Consider the following 15,819-nt stretch of genomic DNA (forward strand, 5'->3'; position numbering starts at 1 on the left):
CGCGGCAGCTCCGGCCGATTGTAATAAGGGTCCCGACGTCAGCGCAACCAAATTTTCAAATTACGAGATCAATTCTCATAATGCGGAAAATTGCTGCGACGCAACCTGGTTTGACTGCCGATCGACTGATCCGCCGGCTAGTTTGCACCGATTAACTGCACTATCCGTGCTTTTTTGCGCCATTTGTCGGGGACGTGCTGAGCTACAATGCCACGCATGTTGACCGAACGGCTCTTCTCTCGCTCGGCGCGCACCGCGGGTTCGCCGGCGGATTCGTCGCCGTCCTCGCGCTGGCACCACGGACCCTGGTGGTCCAATTCCTATTTGCTGACGCCGCTCCTGTCGATCCTGGTGTTCCTGGTCGTCATGAGCCTGATTCTGTGGAGTCTGAACCGGCGCGAGCAGCAACAGCAGGAAGACGCGCTGTACCGCAACGTCGCGTGGGCGCAGCAGCAGATCCGCCTGTCGATGACGGGCGCGCAAGAGCAGATCCAGGCACTCGCGCGCGACCTCGCCGCCGGCCATGCCGACGAGCATTCGTTCCAGGTGAGCACCACGGACATCATGCAGGGGCATCCTGAGATCCTCTACATGAACTGGTACACGGGCCAGCAGCAGCCGCGCTGGCCCAACGCCGCGCCGCCGGTGCTCGGCCAGCGGCTCGCGCGTCCGAACGACGCGCAGATGGACGAAGCTGTCAAGGCCGGCTTCGCCGAGGCGCGCAACACGCGCCGCCAGGTGTACTCGCCGCTCATCTACGACGACCTCGGCAACGGCTTCATCACGCTGCAAACGCCGATCTTCCGCGACCGCGATTTCCTCGGCACCATCGCCGCGGTGTTCTCGGTGGAAGGCATTCTGAAGCGCGACATCCCGCCCGAGCTGTCGGCCAAATACAAGATCTCGATCATCGACGCGAACAACCGCGAGTTGACCACCACGTCGACCCGCCCGCGCCTGCCGCGCGACATGTTCTACGACCTGCCGCTCGACCCGCCGGGCCAGGGCATTTCGGTGCGCGTGTACGCGTTCCCGCAGATCACCAACTTCACGAACAACACGCTGGTGTGGCTGGTGGCCGGCCTCTCCTGCTTCGTACTGTGGAGCCTGTGGAGTCTGTGGAAGCACACGCGCCAGCGCTTCGAGGCGCAGCAGGCGCTCTACGCGGAAGCGTTTTTCCGCCGCGCGATGGAAAACTCGGTGCTGATCGGCATGCGCGTGCTCGACATGCACGGCCGCATCACGCACGTGAACCCGGCGTTCTGCCGCATGACCGGCTGGGACGAAAGCGACCTCGTCGGCAAGAGCGCGCCGTTCGCCTACTGGCCGCGCGACGCGTACCCCGAGATGCAGCGTCAGCTCGACATGACGCTGCGCGGCAAGGCGCCCTCGTCCGGCTTCGAGCTGCGCGTGCGGCGCAAGGACAGCTCGACGTTCCACGCGCGGCTCTACGTGTCGCCGCTGATCGACAGCTCGGGCCGCCAGACCGGCTGGATGTCGTCGATGACCGACATCACCGAGCCGAAGCGCGCGCGCGAAGAGCTCGCCGCCGCCCACGAACGTTTCACGACCGTGCTCGAAAGCCTCGATGCCGCGGTGTCCGTGCTGGCCGCCGACGAAGCCGAACTGCTGTTCGCGAACCGCTATTACCGGCATCTGTTCGGCATCCGCCCGGACGGCCACCTCGAACTCGCGGGCGGCGGCTTCGACGCCTCGCAGGCGTCGTCCGATTCGATCGACATGGTCGACACCTTCGTCGGCCTGCCCGCCGCCGCGCTGACCGAAAGCGCCGCCGACGCGCAGGAAATCTACATCCCCGGCATCCAGAAGTGGTTCGAGGTGCGACGCCAGTACATCCAGTGGGTCGACGGCCACCTCGCGCAGATGCAGATCGCGACCGACATCACGACCCGCAAGCGCGCGCAGGAACTCGCGCGCCAGCAGGACGAAAAGCTGCAGTTCACGAGCCGCCTGATGACGATGGGTGAAATGGCCTCGTCGCTCGCGCACGAACTGAACCAGCCGCTCGCCGCCATCAATAACTATTGCTCCGGCACCGTCGCACTGGTTAAATCCGGTCGAACGACGCCCGACAATCTGCTGCCGGTGCTCGAAAAGACCGCGCAGCAGGCGGTGCGCGCCGGCATGATCATCAAGCGCATCCGCGAGTTCGTGAAGCGCAGCGAGCCGAAGCGGCAGGCCACGCGGGTCGCGGATATCGTCGCGGACGCGGTGGGTCTCGCCGAAATCGAGGCAAGGAAGCGGCGCATTCGCATCGTTACCGATCTGCGCTCGCGGCTGCCGGTGATCTACGTCGATCCGGTGCTGATCGAGCAGGTGCTCGTGAACCTGCTGAAGAACGGCGTCGAAGCGATGGCCGAAGCGCGCCCGAACGCGGTCGACCCAGTCATCCGCGTGGTCGTGCGACTGGAGAGCGGCTTCGTCTGCATCAGCGTCGTCGACCAGGGGCCCGGCGTCGACGAAGCGACCGCCGAGCGTCTGTTCGAACCGTTTTACAGCACCAAGTCCGATGGCATGGGCATGGGGCTGAACATTTGCCGTTCGATTATCGAATCGCACCGCGGCCGTCTGTGGGTGGTCAACAACGTCGAATCCGACGGCCACATCACGGGCGCCACGTTCCATTGCAGTCTGCCCATTGGGGAGCCTGACGGCCCGAGCAACGGCGGGTCCGAGGCGCCGATACCACAAACCGTTACGGGAGAGCTATGAACAGCCCAGTCACCACACAGGAAACCGTCTTTGTCGTCGACGACGACGAGGCCGTGCGAGATTCGCTGCGCTGGCTGCTGGAGGCGAACGGCTACCGCGTTCAGTGCTTCTCGAGCGCCGAGCAGTTCATCGACGCATGGCAGCCGCATCAGCATCCGGGCCAGATCGCGTGTCTGATCCTCGACGTGCGGATGTCCGGCATGAGCGGGCTCGAGTTGCAGGAACGCCTGATCGCCGACAACGCGTCGCTGCCGATCATTTTCGTGACGGGCCACGGCGACGTGCCGATGGCGGTGTCGACGATGAAAAAAGGCGCGATGGACTTCATCGAAAAGCCGTTCGACGAAGCCGAACTGCGCAAGCTCGTCGAGCGCATGCTCGACAAGGCACGCAGCGAAAGCACCAGCGTCCAGCAGCAGCGCGCCGCGGCCGAGCGCCTCGGCAAGTTGACCGCGCGCGAGCATCAGGTGCTCGAGCGGATCATCGCGGGCCGCCTGAACAAGCAGATCGCCGACGACCTCGGCATCAGCATCAAGACGGTCGAAGCGCATCGCGCGAACATCATGGAAAAGCTGAACGTCAACACGGTCGCCGATCTGCTGCGACTCGCGCTGTCGAACAAGCCGCAAACGGCGCAGTAACAGAGGCACGGGCGGCCTTTCGTCCGGAGGGGCCGTTGGTACGTGGCCGCCATCCGTGGCGGTTGCGTCGCCGGTTCGCGACGGCCTGACCGACGCCGAGTCCGGCGTGCGGGTGGCGTGCGAGCGGCCTGCCCCGCCGCTCGCAGTGCGCTTCCTTGCCGCCACACAGGATCGCCGCCTCACATCCCGGACGCTCCCACGCGCGCCGCGCGCCCCGAATCCACTGCGAAAGCGCGCCCCCGCGCCGGTATAATGTTGGACTTCGCGGCGGCGCCTTGCCCGAACCGGCAGCGCGCCTGTCGCAGGGCGACGGGGCTCCGTCAGCCAGCCGAAGCACGCCGTCGCACGCCCCTCCGCGCGAGCGCTTCGCCCCGCCTGCCAAACCGTCTGTCCCGACCTGATTCCCGATCCCAATCTCGACCCAACGTTCGACCGACCATGACTGCCAAACTGATCGACGGCCTCGCCCTCTCCAAGACCCTGCGCGCCGACGTCGCGGCGCGCGCCGCCGCCCTGACCGCCCGCGGCCATCAGCCGGGCCTCGCCGTGATTCTGGTCGGCGACAATCCGGCCAGCGAAGTGTATGTGCGCAACAAGGTGAAGGCCTGCCACGACAACGGCCTCGGCTCGTCGTTCGACCGCTATCCGGCCGATCTGCCCGAAGCCGACCTGCTCGCGCGCATCGACGAGCTGAATCGCGATCCGGCCATCCACGGCATTCTCGTGCAGTTGCCGCTGCCGAAGCACATCGACAGCCACAAGGTGATCGAGGCGATCGCGCCCGAGAAGGACGTCGACGGTTTCCACGTCGCCAATGCGGGCGCGCTGATGACGGGTCAGCCGCTGTTCCGTCCGTGCACGCCGTACGGCGTGATGAAGATGTTCGCGGCCTACGGCATCGATCTGAAGGGCGCGAACGCGGTCGTGATCGGCCGCTCGAACATCGTCGGCAAGCCGATGGCGCTGCTGCTGCTCGAAGCGGGCGCGACCGTCACGATCTGCCACAGCAAGACGCGCGATCTGGCCGCGCACACGCGCAACGCCGACGTCGTGGTCGCCGCGACCGGTCTGCGCAACATCCTGACCGCGGACATGGTGAAGCCGGGTGCGACCGTGATCGACGTCGGCATGAATCGCGACGACGCCGGCAAGCTGTGCGGCGACGTCGACTTCGCGGGTGTCAAGGAAGTGGCCGGCCATATCACGCCGGTGCCGGGCGGCGTCGGCCCGATGACGATCACGATGCTGCTCGTCAACACGATCGAAGCGGCCGAGCGCGAGGCAGACGCGGCCAAGGCGTAACCGCCGGGCGGTGAGCGCGAGGCGGAGTGAGGCGACTCATCCGTCTCGTCCACCGGGTCATCACCCGCCCTTCTCTCTCGCAGAACCACCGCCTCCTTACCGCGTCGCCGGATCCCGCGGCCCACGCCCTGCCCCAACGCGCGCCCAACGCGCCGCAACATCTGTTAATTTGTCAGCCGATGGATTGGAATCGGCGCCCCCCGCCCCAATAATGTCCGTAGCCGGTGCCGCCGGGCGCCGGGCGCCGGGCGTCGAGCGACCCAGCACGAGACGGCACGAGACGGCACGCGCGAGCGCCGCACCGCCCCCTTCACCCGCGTCAGACAGGAAGCCTTATGTCCACTACCGCCACGCATCAAGACAACCCGCTCCTCGATTTTTCCGATCTGCCGCGCTTTGGCTCCATCCGACCCGAACACGTGACGCCCGCCCTCGACGTGCTGCTCGCCGACGCGGCGGCCGCCGTCGAGCGTGCCGCGCTGCCGGTCACGCCCGCGTCGTGGGCCGACGTCGTCGAACCGGTCGAGCGCGCCACCGAGCCGCTGTCGCGCGCGTGGAGCGTGATCGGTCATCTCAATGCCGTCGCCGATACGCCCGAGCTACGCGCCGCGTACGGCGAGAACCTGCCGCGCGTGACCGAGTTCTGGTCGAGCGTCGGCCAGAATCTCGCGCTCTACGAGAAGTACAAGGCACTGAACGCCAGCGACGAATTCGCATCGCTGAACGGCGAACGCAAGAAGATCCTCAGCAACGCGCTGCGTGATTTCCGTCTGTCGGGCGCCGAGTTGCCGGAAGACCAGAAGCCGCGTTTCGCCGAATTGCAGGAGCGCCAGGCGGCGCTGTCGAAGGCGTTTTCGGATCACGTGCTCGATGCGACTAACGCGTATGCGTACATCGTCGATACGGGCAACGAAACGCAACTGGCGGGACTGCCCGAAGACGTGATCGAAGCCGCGAAGGAAGCCGCCGAGCGAGACGGCAAGACTGGCTACAAGTTCACGCTGCACTTCCCGTCTTATTTCCCGGTCATGCAGTACTCGGAAAACCGTCCGATGCGCGAAGCGATGTATCGCGCCTATGTGACGCGCGCGTCCGAGCTCGGCGCGCAATACGGCAACGGCAAGACCGAGTGGGACAACACCCAGGTGCTCGCCGACGAACTGAAGCTGCGCGCCGAAGAAGCGCAGATGCTCGGCTACGGCAACTTCGCCGAAGTGTCGCTCGCGCCGAAGATGGCCGAATCGCCGGCGCAGGTCATGGCCTTCCTCGAAGACCTCGCGACGCGCGCGCGTCCGCATGCCGAGCAGGACTGGAAAGAGCTGCGCGAATTTGCGGCGAGCGAACTCGGCATGACCGATCTGCAGCCCTGGGACATGACGTTCGCCGCCGAGCGCCTGCGCCAGAAGCGCTATTCGTTCTCGGAAAACGAAGTGAAGCAGTACTTCCCGGAAGACGCGGTGTTCAAGGGCCTGTTCAAGGTCACCGAGACGCTGTTTGGCGTGCGCATCCGCCGCGACGAAGCGGCCGTCTGGCATCCGGACGTGCGCTTCTTCCGCGTCGAGAATCAGGACGGCGGCCTCGTCGCGCAGTTCTATCTCGACCTGTATGCACGCGAAGGCAAGCGCGGCGGCGCCTGGATGGATGACGCACGCGGCCGTCACAAGCTCGCGCATGGCGCGGTGCAAACGCCGGTCGCGTATCTGACCTGTAATTTCTCGGCGCCGGTCGGCGGCAAGCCCGCCTGCTTCACGCACGACGAAGTGATCACGCTGTTCCATGAGTTCGGCCACGGCTTGCATCACATGCTCACGCGCGTCGATGAGCTCGGCGTGTCGGGGATCAACGGCGTCGAATGGGATGCGGTCGAGCTGCCTTCGCAGTTCATGGAGAACTTCTGCTGGGAGTGGGACGTGCTGTCCGACATGACCTCGCACGTCGATACCGCGAAGCCGCTGCCGCGCGAGCTGTTCGACAAGATGCTCGCCGCGAAGAACTTCCAGAGCGGCCTCGGCACGCTGCGGCAGATCGTGTTCTCGATGTTCGACATGCAACTGCATACCGGCTTCGACGCGAACGGCGCGAAGAGCGCCAACGAACTCGCGCGCGAAATCAACGAACGCTTCCACGTCGTGCCGCAAGCGCCGTTCTCGCGCTGGCCGAATACGTTCAGCCATATTTTCGCGGGCGGTTACGCGGCCGGCTACTACAGCTACAAGTGGGCCGAAGTGCTGTCGGCCGACGCGTACGCGGCGTTCGAGGAAGCCGCGCAAGCCGCGGGCAGCGTGCTCGATCAGTCGACCGGCATGCGTTATCGTCGCGAGATTCTCGAAGTGGGCGGCAGCCGTCCGGCGATGGAATCGTTCAAGGCGTTCCGTGGCCGCGAGCCGAATATCGATGCGCTGCTACGGCATAACGGCATGGCGCCGGGTGCCGCGCACTGAGCGATTGAAACGTCGCGACGATCGTTCGTTCGGCCCGGATGCCATGGCGCTGAATGAACGATGCCGATAGAAAAACCGGCGGTCTGCTCGCGCAGGCCGCCGGTTTGTCATTGATGCGCGAGATTCGTCGCTACGCGCGATGCAGCTTGAAATCGACCTGCTCAGGCCGCCCTTCGAGCGATAACGACACGCTCGCGGCCGGCGCGCGGCCGACCACCCTGCCCCGGCTCACCACCGCGAGCCGCGCGGCGCGCAGACGGATCGCCTCGAGCTCGTCGCGCGCATCGAGCACGACGAGATTGGCCGCGCATCCGGGCGCGATGCCATAGTCTTCCAGACCGAGAATGCGCGCCGCGTTCACGGTCACCGCGTCGAAACAGGCGTGCATGCCGTCGACGCTGGTCATCTGCGCAACATGCAGGCCCATCTGCGCGACTTCGAGCATGTCGGCCGAACCGAGGCTGTACCACGGGTCCATCACGCAGTCGTGGCCGAACGCGACCGTGATGCCCGCGGCCAGCATCTCCGGCACCCGCGTCATGCCGCGCCGTTTCGGGTACGTGTCGCTGCGGCCTTGCAGCGTGATGTTGATCAGCGGATTCGCGATCGCCGCGACGCCCGACTCGCGCATCAGCGGCAACAGCTTGCTCACGTAGTAGTTGTCCATCGAATGCATCGACGTCAGGTGCGAACCGGCGACACGTCCGTGCAGGCCGAGCCGGTGCGTTTCGGCCGCGAGCGTTTCGATGTGGCGCGATAGCGGATCGTCCGATTCGTCGCAATGCATGTCGACGCGCAGGCCCTTTTCGGCCGCGTACTCGCACAGCATGCGCACCGACTGCGCGCCGTCGGCCATCGTCCGCTCGAAATGCGGAATGCCGCCGACCACGTCGACGCCCATGTCGATCGCGCGCTTCAGATTATCGAACGCGCCGGCGCTGCGCAGCAGACCGTCTTGCGGGAAGGCAACCAATTGCAGATCGAGATACGGCGCGACGCGGCGCTTCACTTCGAGCAATGCCTCGACCGCGAGCAGACGCGGATCGCACACGTCGACGTGGCTGCGGATCGCGAGCAGGCCGCGCGCGACCGCCCAATCGCAATACTGCATCGCGCGTTCGATCAACGCTTGCTGCGTAAGCTCGGGCTTCAGCTCGCCCCATAGCGCGATGCCTTCGAGCAGCGTGCCCGACGCGTTCACGCGCGGCAAACCGTACGACAGCGTCGCGTCCATATGGAAATGCGGGTCGACGAACGGCGGCGTGACGAGCGAACCGGCCGCGTCGATTTCGTCGCGCGCGCTCGCGGCCAGGTTCGGCTCGATGGCGACGATACGGCCCGCGTCGACGCCGATGTCGATTGGGGACTGGTGATGCGGGGACAGCTGGGCGGCACTGCGCGGCAGCGTCGCGTGGCGGATGATCAGATCCATGTTCGCTCCGGTTGATCGCGTTCGGACTCGCTACGATTCTATCGGCGCCAGAAAAATCCGGGCATCGATGCGTACCGGCGCGCAGGCCGAAATCCGTACCGGCTGCGCGCGATGCGACGCGCCTATACTCGCCGTTTCGGCCATGCATTGACGGAGCGTACAGATGAAAACGATCGGCGTGATCGGCGGAATGAGCTGGGAGTCGTCCACCGAGTATTACCGGCTGCTGAACCGCCACGCGAAGGCGCGGCTCGGCGGCCATCACAACGCGCGCAGTCTTCTGCTGACCGTCGATTTCGCGTCGATCGAGGCGAACCAGCGCGCCGGCGACTGGCACGCGCTCGGCGAACAGATGGCCGACGCCGCGCGCCAGCTCGAACGCGGCGGCGCCGATCTCGTGATTCTTGCGACGAACACGATGCATCGCGTGTGCGAATCGATCGAGCAGGCGATCACGGTACCGTTCCTGCACATCGCAGATCCGACCGGCGCGGCGCTGCGCGCGGCGGGCGTCGAGCGGGTGGGCCTGCTCGGCACGCGCTACACGATGGAGCAGACGTTCTATATGGGCCGGCTGCGCGAGCGCTATGGACTCGACACGCTCGTGCCTGATGAGGACGAACGCGCGGACGTGCACCGCATCATTTACGACGAGCTATGCCACGGTAACGTGGCCGACGCGTCGCGCAAGGTTTATCAACGCGTGATCGAGCATCTGGCCGCGCGTGGCGCGCAGGCGGTGATACTCGGCTGCACCGAGATCACGCTGCTGATCAAGCCGGAAGATTCGGTGCTGCCGGTGTTCGATACCACTGCGTTGCATGCGCAGGCGGCGGTGGAGTGGGCGATTGAGGCGGAGTGAGGATGGGCGCGGCGCTCTGGTTTTGCGCCGGAACGAAAACAGATTCGCCTCCCTTTGGCGGTGAGAGAAGGCGCGAGTCGAAAGCGATAGATCGACACTGAGAACGTCCCGTGCATAGACGCCGGACCGCACGGAACTGTCCGCAACTGGCAACAAGCCGATTATTCGCTCAGAACGCGCTGGATCTCGTCGAGAAAAGAGGCGGTTGTGTAGCCCCAGCCTTCGGGACGAAACCCCCTCCTGAACACCTGTTTGAAAGTGGCGTCCAGGTCACTCGGATGTTCGCTCCTGAACGAGTCAATTTCGCGAATCAAATTTTCATAATCGTAAGGGCTGTCTTTCTTGTAACACGCGACAATTTCTTGCACGTTCTCCCCGAACAGGTCGAAGTCCTGGCCGAAATACACATTAAAAATATGCTCCATTGCTGGATAGCGCTCGGAGTAACTCATTGATTTCTCATTCAAGGTAGGCGGTAAGGACGTAATATGGCATGCCGTTATAGGTTTCGTATTTCAGGACGACGAACACCTGGTTCATGCGCGTGAGTGTGCCTGTTTCCCGGGTCACTCCATATCCAATGTCGCCTGAGACGACTTTGGTTACCATGATCGTCGCGCTTCGAGTCGAAGACTGCGCCCACGTCCTGATTCTTCCAGCATTGGCATCCACTGCTTCAGAAATGGCACGTTCGGCCTGCTCGAGATTTGTAAATGACGACACGATGTCTCGCCCGGACTCGCGTTTCAGCCGCTCCCTGAGCCATGCTTCGTTCTTACCAACATGCTTCTGGAGCGTGTGCCCTCCAAGCCTTGGATTGAGCGCTTTCGCCTCGTGCATTTGCAGATGGATCCGGCCCATCGTAATGCTGGCCGCACGTGCTGCCTTGATCGAGCCAGCAAAGCCGAACGGCACGGCCATCTCGATAGACAGGCCGATCTGGTCTGCCATGTCAGGGCTGACCCGCATCGCCTCTGCCAGCTTCGCCGTGCCCTGCTGAGTCAAGGTGGCGGTATCGCGCCCTGTCCAGACCTGACGCAGGCCCGCCGCGGCCGTGTCCGAACCATGCGCCCCGAACACTACACACCCAGCCTTGCTTGCCATCGTCGGTTCGGGCAACACGCACAGCGCTGCCGCTCCAGCCATTTCAAGCACCCCGCCGACAACCTGCAAACCGCCCCACAGACGGTTGGAAAGCATTTCGGTGGGGCTAATCGACTGGCGAGCCAGTACGGCCGACAGTTGCGGGGCGCTCAGCACCACGCGCACGCTGTCTGAATCCTGTTCATATGACATCTGAAACCTACTCCTGGTCGTTGGGACGACCACGCTAACCGTCGGCTTAGACATCGGATATGGGCGATGGATGATTCTTGCGTCCCATCGGTCAACGAAGATTCGGATACTGACTCGCGCTCGGCGAACGGATGGCCAACGCCGCGCGCCAACTCGAACGCAGCGGCGCCGATCTCATGAACCTCGCGACGAACATGAGCCGGAAGATTCAGTGCTGCCCGGCTTCGATACCGCCGCGTTGCATGACGAGGCGGCGGTGCAGTGGGCGATTGGAGGAGAGTGACGATGGGCTCGAGGCCTCGATCCCGCGCGAATCGTGTTGCATCTATTTACGCGCGCACAGCATACGCAGCGAGCGCCACAAGCAAAACGTAGCGCCGAAAGTCAAAAAGCCCGCATGGCTTGCGCGATGCGGGCTTTCAACAATGCTTTGGTTGCGGGGGTAGGATTTGAACCTACGACCTTCGGGTTATGAGCCCGACGAGCTGCCAGACTGCTCCACCCCGCGTCAGAGAAAAAAGAGTATATCGGATCGCTGACACAACGTCAAATGTTGGCGCGAAATACATATCGAGTGCCGTCGAGCAAGCGGCACATTCGCGCGGCGCGATGCGTCGCACGCGCTACGAAACATCGCAACGGCAAGTTGCACACTCCCCGCTCGCGCACGCGATAAGATGCGGGACTACCGCGAATCGGAGCAACTGGCCGGGACTTCATTTATCGAGCCGCCCTCGAGCGGCTCGGCTTTGAAAACGAAGCCCTCGCGCGTGCGTATCTGAAGATCGACGGCGCGTGAGCCGATCATGTGCTGACATCGCGAATCAACTCGCGCGACTGACGCCGATAGCCATGCAAGCGCCGCAGCGCGCCGCGCGGCCCTTGCTGCGCGACCACCGCCACCGCCTGAAACGCCACCGGCGCAAACACCAGCCCGAGCAAGGTCGCCGTCACGACGCCGCCGAACACGCCCGTACCGATCGACCGGCGGCTTTCCGCACCGCCGCCGCTCGCCAGCACCAGCGGCACGACGCCCAGCAGGAACGCCGACGACGTCATCACGATCGGGCGAAATCGCGCGCCCGCCGCGCGTATCACCGCGCGCGTCAGCGGCACGCCGCGGAGGCTCAGGTCGCGCGCGAATTGCACGATCAGGATCGCGTTTTTCGCGGACAAGCCGATCACTGTGATCATCCCGACCTTGAAGTAAACGTCGTTCGGCATGCCGCGCATCAGCATCGCCGCAATGGCGCCGACTACGCCAAGCGGTACGACCATCAACACCGCGAGCGGAATCGTCCAGCTTTCGTATAGCGCGGCCAGCGCCATGAACACCGCCAGCAGCGACAGTCCGAGCAGCAACGGCGTCAGCCGCGCCGCCGCGCGTTCTTCGCGCGCCGCATCGACCCAGTCGAACGCGATGCCCGCAGGCAAGCTCGCCGCGAGCCGCTCCATCGCCTCCATCGCCGCCCCCGAACTGACACCGCTCGCCGCACGGCCGTTCAGATCGAGCGACGGATAGCCGTTGTAGCGCGTCAATGCGACTGGCCCGATGGTCCAGCGGCGCGTCGCAACCGACGACAGCGGCACCATCGCGCCCGACTGGTTCGGCACCGACAACGCCAGCAGATCGGTTTCCGTCATCCGCGTCGACGCATCGCCCGCCACCAGGACGCGGCGCATCCGGCCACCCGCCGGAAAATCGTCGACGTAGTACGAGCCAAAGGTGCTGCCGAGCACGTCCGCAATCCGGTCGAACGATACGCCGAGCGCGTACGCCTTCGCGCGGTCCACGTCGAGTTCGATACGCGGCGCGTCGGGCAGATCCTCGAAATGAATCGACGCCAGCGACGGATCGGCCTTCGCGCGCTCGGCAAGCTGGTCGCGGGCGGCTTTCAACGCGTCGCGGCCCAAGCCGCCGCGATCTTCGAGCCGGAACGTGAAGCCGTCCGAATGCCCGACGCCCGGCACCGACGGCGGCAATTGCGCCTGCACGTTGCCGTCGAGAATCCGGCTGAACGACCGGTTCAACGTGTCGCGCAGCGTCATCGCATCAACGCCGCGCTGGCCCCAGTCTTTCAGCGTGACGAATGACATCGCCACGTTCTGTCCGCTGCCCTCGAAACTCCAGCCGATCACGCTTGTCACGTTCGCCACCGCCGTTTGCATGCGCAAAATCGACTCGGTCTTTTCGACGACGGCGAGCGTGCGCGCCTGTGTCGCGCCGGCCGGCAACTGGATCATCACCTGCAGTTGGCCCTGGTCTTCGACGGGCAGGAAGCCGCCCGGCATCCGCCAGTACAACGCGCCGCACAGCAGCAGCAATACGGCATACACCGCGAGCAGCGGCCCGACCCTGCGCATCGCGGCGGCCGTCATGGCCCGGTAGGCGCGCGACGCGCGATCAAAGCCCTGTTCGAAACGCGTCGAGAGGCGCGCGGCAACGCCACGCAAACCGCGTCGCGCGTCACGCTGACGGACCGATTGCGCAGGCGCGCCCAGCAGGTTCGCGCACAACGCGGGCGTCAACGACAGCGCCATGAAAGACGACACCAGCATCGACGCAATCATCGCGACCGCGAATTGCCGGTAAATCCCACCGACGCCGCCAGGAAAGAACGCCATCGGCACGAACACGGCGGTCAGCACCGCCGTCACGCCGACGATCGCACCGCCGATCTGTTTCATCGCTTTCAATGTCGCGTCGCGCGGCGCCATGCCCTCTTCGTCCATCACGCGATGCACGCTCTCGACCACCACGATCGCGTCGTCGACCAGAATGCCGATTGCCAGCACGAGGCCGAACATCGTGAACACGTTGATCGACAAGCCGAATGCGTACATCGCGACAAACGCACCCATCAGCGTGACCGGAATCACCACTGTCGGCACCAGCGCGTAGCGCAGATCGCGCAGGAACAGCCACATCACGAGAAACACCAGCAAGATCGCCTCGGCCAGCGTGATCAGCACTTCGCGAATCGCAACGTTGACGAAGCGCGCGCTATCGAACGGCACCTGAACCGCGACGCCCGGCGGCAAACGGCTCGCCAGTTCCGCGAGCCGCGCCCGAATCGCGTCCGATGTTTCGAGCGCGTTGCCGCGCGGCCCGAGTTGAATCCCGACCGTCGCCGACGGCTTGCCGTTCAGGCGCGACCAGAACGTATAGTTGTCGCGGCCGATTTCGACCCGCGCGACGTCGGCAAGCCGCACTGCCGAGCCGTCGGGGTGCGCTTTCAGCACGATCTGGCCGAATTCCTCCGGCGACAGCAACTGCCCTTTGATGTTCACCGACGCGCTCAGCTGCTGGCCGTCCACCAGCGGCGCGTCGCCGAGTGTGCCTGCCGCGACGCTCGCGTTTTGCGCGGCAATCGCGGCGTTGACGTCGGACGCGGCGAGGCCGAATTCGCGCAGCTTCATCGGATCGAGCCAGACGCGCAACGCTTCGTCGGCGTCCCACAGTTGCGCGGAACCGACGCCCGGCGCGCGCTTCAGTTCGCGCATGATGTCGCGGCTGAGGATGTCGCTCAGTTGCGCGGAATCGCGCGTGCCATCGGTGGATGTCAGCGCGACCAGCATCAGGAACGTGTTGGCGGCCTTGAAAACGCTGATACCCTGCTGCACCACCTGTTGCGGCAAACGCGGCTCGACCTGCTTGAGCCGGTTCTGCACGTCCATCATCGCGATATCGGGGTTGGTGCCGGGCGCGAAGGTCGCCGCGATTTCAAGGTTGCCGAGGCCGTCGCTGGCGGTTTCGTAGTAAAGCATCCCGTCGGCACCGTCGAGACTTTCTTCGATGATGCTGCCTACGTTCGCATCCACGGCTTCCGTCGATGCACCCGGATAGACGGCATCGATCACGATACGCGGCGGCGCGAGTCGTGGATATTGCGCGACCGGCAATTGCGTCAACGCGAGCGCGCCCGCGATGATTACCGCAAGCGCCAGAATCCACGCAAACACCGGTCGGTCGATAAAAAAGGCGGCCAAGGCATGCTCACGCGTGTGGGTTCGGTGCGAGCGCGACCGGCGAAGCGAACACCGGCGCATCGGCGAAACGGGCCATATGGAATGCATCGACCAGCTTGCCGTCGCGCATCGCGAACGCCGGCGAGCGTCCTTCCTCGACGAAACCGAAGCGCTGATACAGAGCGATCGCGCGGTGGTTGTCGACGAACACGGTCAACTCCAGCCGACGCAGGCCGAGCAGCGTATCCGCGCACTCGACGGCCGCCGCGAGCAGCGCCGTGCCGACGCCGCGCCCGACGTAATCGTCATGCACGCACAGACCGATTCCCGCGCAATGCGCCATCCGGTGCATGCGCGGCAACACGTCGATCATCCCGACCACGCGACCGCCCGCCTGCGCGCACAGTCCGAGCGTGTTCGCGGGCATTTTTTCGAGCCAGCTTCCGACCGTCGCGTTCGAGCGATACGGCGTCTGCAACGTGCCATGCCGCGCGCCGGGGCAGTTCATCAACGAAGTGATCGCGTCGAGGTCGGACACTTCGCGGGCGCGGATAATCACATGCGCCGTGTCGGGTTTCAACGAGACGTTCATACGGCCGCCTCGATTTCCGCTTGCAGATGACCCATCGGCGCGCGTAAGCGGCCCATGAACACCGAGTCGATCAGCCTGCCGTCGCGCAGCACGGCGCCGCGAAAGGTCGCTTCGTGCGAAAAACCGAACTTGTGATACAGCGCAATCGCGCGATGGTTGTCGGCGAACACGTTCAGCTCGAGACGGCGCAGCCCGTACCAGTTGTCGGCGGCATCGATCAGTTCGGCCATCAGCCGCGTGCCGACGCCCTTGCCCTGCCAGTCGTCGTGCACGCTGATACCCAGCCAGCCGCTATGCGCGCGACGCAGCGCGCCCGGATGCAGATCGGCCGCGCCGACCAGCGTATCGCCCACCAGCGCTGCAATCGCCATCGACGGCGCCGCGAGCTTCGCGAGCCAGCCTTGAGCCTGCTGCAAGGTCGGATACGGAGGCATCGGGTTCTGGCGCATCACACCGGGGCATGAACGCAGCGCGTGGAATTGCGCGGCGTCGTCCGGATCCAGCGGCCTGATGCTCATCTCGACCGGTTCGGCCCCGAACCGTGTCGTGCT

11 protein-coding genes, 1 tRNA gene and 1 pseudogene are annotated in these 15,819 nt (G+C 64.9%); 6 read left to right on the top strand and 7 right to left on the bottom strand.

The features are described from left to right. Nucleotides 1-216 precede the first annotated feature (216 nt). The 4 genes from fixL (at nucleotide 217) to F6X39_RS02580 (ending at nucleotide 7,117) form a co-directional block, all read left to right on the top strand. Nucleotides 217-2,733: an oxygen sensor histidine kinase FixL gene (gene fixL / locus F6X39_RS02565; RefSeq protein WP_222945096.1), complete on the top strand. Its 2,517-nt coding sequence runs from the start codon at nucleotides 217-219 to the stop codon at nucleotides 2,731-2,733. After that, on the top strand, nucleotides 2,730-3,374 hold the full coding sequence (gene fixJ, locus F6X39_RS02570) for an oxygen response regulator transcription factor FixJ (RefSeq protein WP_062129599.1): 645 nt from the start codon (nucleotides 2,730-2,732) through the stop codon (nucleotides 3,372-3,374). The genes fixL and fixJ overlap by 4 nt, the downstream gene beginning before the upstream one ends. A 438-nt stretch (nucleotides 3,375-3,812) precedes the next feature. Continuing rightward, entirely contained in the window at nucleotides 3,813-4,676 is an 864-nt protein-coding gene (folD, locus tag F6X39_RS02575) for a bifunctional methylenetetrahydrofolate dehydrogenase/methenyltetrahydrofolate cyclohydrolase FolD (protein WP_090800818.1), read from the top strand. Nucleotides 4,677-5,011: 335 nt separating this feature from the next. Next, nucleotides 5,012-7,117: a M3 family metallopeptidase gene (locus tag F6X39_RS02580; protein ID WP_187615454.1), complete on the top strand. Its 2,106-nt coding sequence runs from the start codon at nucleotides 5,012-5,014 to the stop codon at nucleotides 7,115-7,117. Nucleotides 7,118-7,247: 130 nt separating this feature from the next. Here the strand turns inward: F6X39_RS02580 and F6X39_RS02585 are convergent, their stop codons facing one another. Next, complete coding sequence (locus F6X39_RS02585; protein WP_187615455.1) at nucleotides 7,248-8,549, bottom strand: amidohydrolase family protein; 1,302 nt, start codon at nucleotides 8,547-8,549, stop codon at nucleotides 7,248-7,250. A 163-nt stretch (nucleotides 8,550-8,712) separates the two neighbouring features. On the opposite strand from F6X39_RS02585, the gene F6X39_RS02590 reads away from it, so the two are divergent. Further along, nucleotides 8,713-9,411: an aspartate/glutamate racemase family protein gene (locus F6X39_RS02590; RefSeq protein WP_187615456.1), complete on the top strand. Its 699-nt coding sequence runs from the start codon at nucleotides 8,713-8,715 to the stop codon at nucleotides 9,409-9,411. Nucleotides 9,412-9,572: 161 nt separating this feature from the next. Here the strand turns inward: F6X39_RS02590 and F6X39_RS02595 are convergent, their stop codons facing one another. Together F6X39_RS02595 and F6X39_RS02600 are read right to left on the bottom strand one after the other, a co-directional pair. Further along, nucleotides 9,573-9,863 carry a contact-dependent growth inhibition system immunity protein gene (locus F6X39_RS02595; RefSeq protein ID WP_184067505.1) on the bottom strand — a complete coding sequence of 97 codons (291 nt, stop codon included), beginning with the start codon at nucleotides 9,861-9,863 and terminating at the stop codon, nucleotides 9,573-9,575. A gap of 7 nt (nucleotides 9,864-9,870) precedes the next feature. Beyond that, nucleotides 9,871-10,707 (bottom strand): RNase A-like domain-containing protein, encoded by an 837-nt coding sequence (locus tag F6X39_RS02600; protein WP_187615457.1) that lies wholly within the window; start codon nucleotides 10,705-10,707, stop codon nucleotides 9,871-9,873. A 113-nt stretch (nucleotides 10,708-10,820) separates the two neighbouring features. Between F6X39_RS02600 and F6X39_RS37510 the strand changes: the two are divergent. Further along, nucleotides 10,821-10,916, top strand: a pseudogene (locus F6X39_RS37510) (aspartate racemase); the annotation flags it as partial. A 222-nt stretch (nucleotides 10,917-11,138) separates the two neighbouring features. On the opposite strand, the gene F6X39_RS02605 reads toward F6X39_RS37510, so the two are convergent. From F6X39_RS02605 to F6X39_RS02620, 4 genes are all read right to left on the bottom strand, one after another. Further along, nucleotides 11,139-11,215, bottom strand: a tRNA-Met gene (locus F6X39_RS02605). Nucleotides 11,216-11,511: 296 nt separating this feature from the next. Further along, nucleotides 11,512-14,697, bottom strand: a complete 3,186-nt coding sequence (locus F6X39_RS02610; protein ID WP_187615458.1) for a multidrug efflux RND transporter permease subunit — start codon at nucleotides 14,695-14,697, stop codon at nucleotides 11,512-11,514. A 7-nt stretch (nucleotides 14,698-14,704) separates the two neighbouring features. Beyond that, nucleotides 14,705-15,268: a GNAT family N-acetyltransferase gene (locus F6X39_RS02615; protein ID WP_187615459.1), complete on the bottom strand. Its 564-nt coding sequence runs from the start codon at nucleotides 15,266-15,268 to the stop codon at nucleotides 14,705-14,707. Beyond that, on the bottom strand, nucleotides 15,265-15,786 hold the full coding sequence (locus F6X39_RS02620) for a GNAT family N-acetyltransferase (RefSeq protein ID WP_262413103.1): 522 nt from the start codon (nucleotides 15,784-15,786) through the stop codon (nucleotides 15,265-15,267). Before F6X39_RS02620 ends, F6X39_RS02615 begins: the two co-directional genes overlap by 4 nt. Nucleotides 15,787-15,819 lie beyond the last annotated feature (33 nt).

This window comes from Paraburkholderia sp. UCT2 (assembly GCF_014397665.1).
GTDB classification, from domain to species: Bacteria; Pseudomonadota; Gammaproteobacteria; order Burkholderiales; family Burkholderiaceae; genus Paraburkholderia; species Paraburkholderia tuberum.

What these genes read in the sequence shown, in the direction of transcription:
- folD (WP_090800818.1), top strand. Translation starts at nt 3,813, where the DNA reads ATGACTGCCAAACTGATCGACGGCCTCGCCCTCTCCAAGACCCTGCGC.
- fixJ (WP_062129599.1), top strand. Translation starts at nt 2,730, where the DNA reads ATGAACAGCCCAGTCACCACACAGGAAACCGTCTTTGTCGTCGACGAC.
- F6X39_RS02600 (WP_187615457.1), bottom strand. Translation starts at nt 10,707, where the DNA reads ATGTCATATGAACAGGATTCAGACAGCGTGCGCGTGGTGCTGAGCGCC.
- F6X39_RS02620 (WP_262413103.1), bottom strand. Translation starts at nt 15,786, where the DNA reads ATGAGCATCAGGCCGCTGGATCCGGACGACGCCGCGCAATTCCACGCG.
- fixL (WP_222945096.1), top strand. Translation starts at nt 217, where the DNA reads ATGTTGACCGAACGGCTCTTCTCTCGCTCGGCGCGCACCGCGGGTTCG.
- F6X39_RS02615 (WP_187615459.1), bottom strand. Translation starts at nt 15,268, where the DNA reads ATGAACGTCTCGTTGAAACCCGACACGGCGCATGTGATTATCCGCGCC.
- F6X39_RS02585 (WP_187615455.1), bottom strand. Translation starts at nt 8,549, where the DNA reads ATGGATCTGATCATCCGCCACGCGACGCTGCCGCGCAGTGCCGCCCAG.
- F6X39_RS02580 (WP_187615454.1), top strand. Translation starts at nt 5,012, where the DNA reads ATGTCCACTACCGCCACGCATCAAGACAACCCGCTCCTCGATTTTTCC.
- F6X39_RS02590 (WP_187615456.1), top strand. Translation starts at nt 8,713, where the DNA reads ATGAAAACGATCGGCGTGATCGGCGGAATGAGCTGGGAGTCGTCCACC.
- F6X39_RS02595 (WP_184067505.1), bottom strand. Translation starts at nt 9,863, where the DNA reads ATGAGTTACTCCGAGCGCTATCCAGCAATGGAGCATATTTTTAATGTG.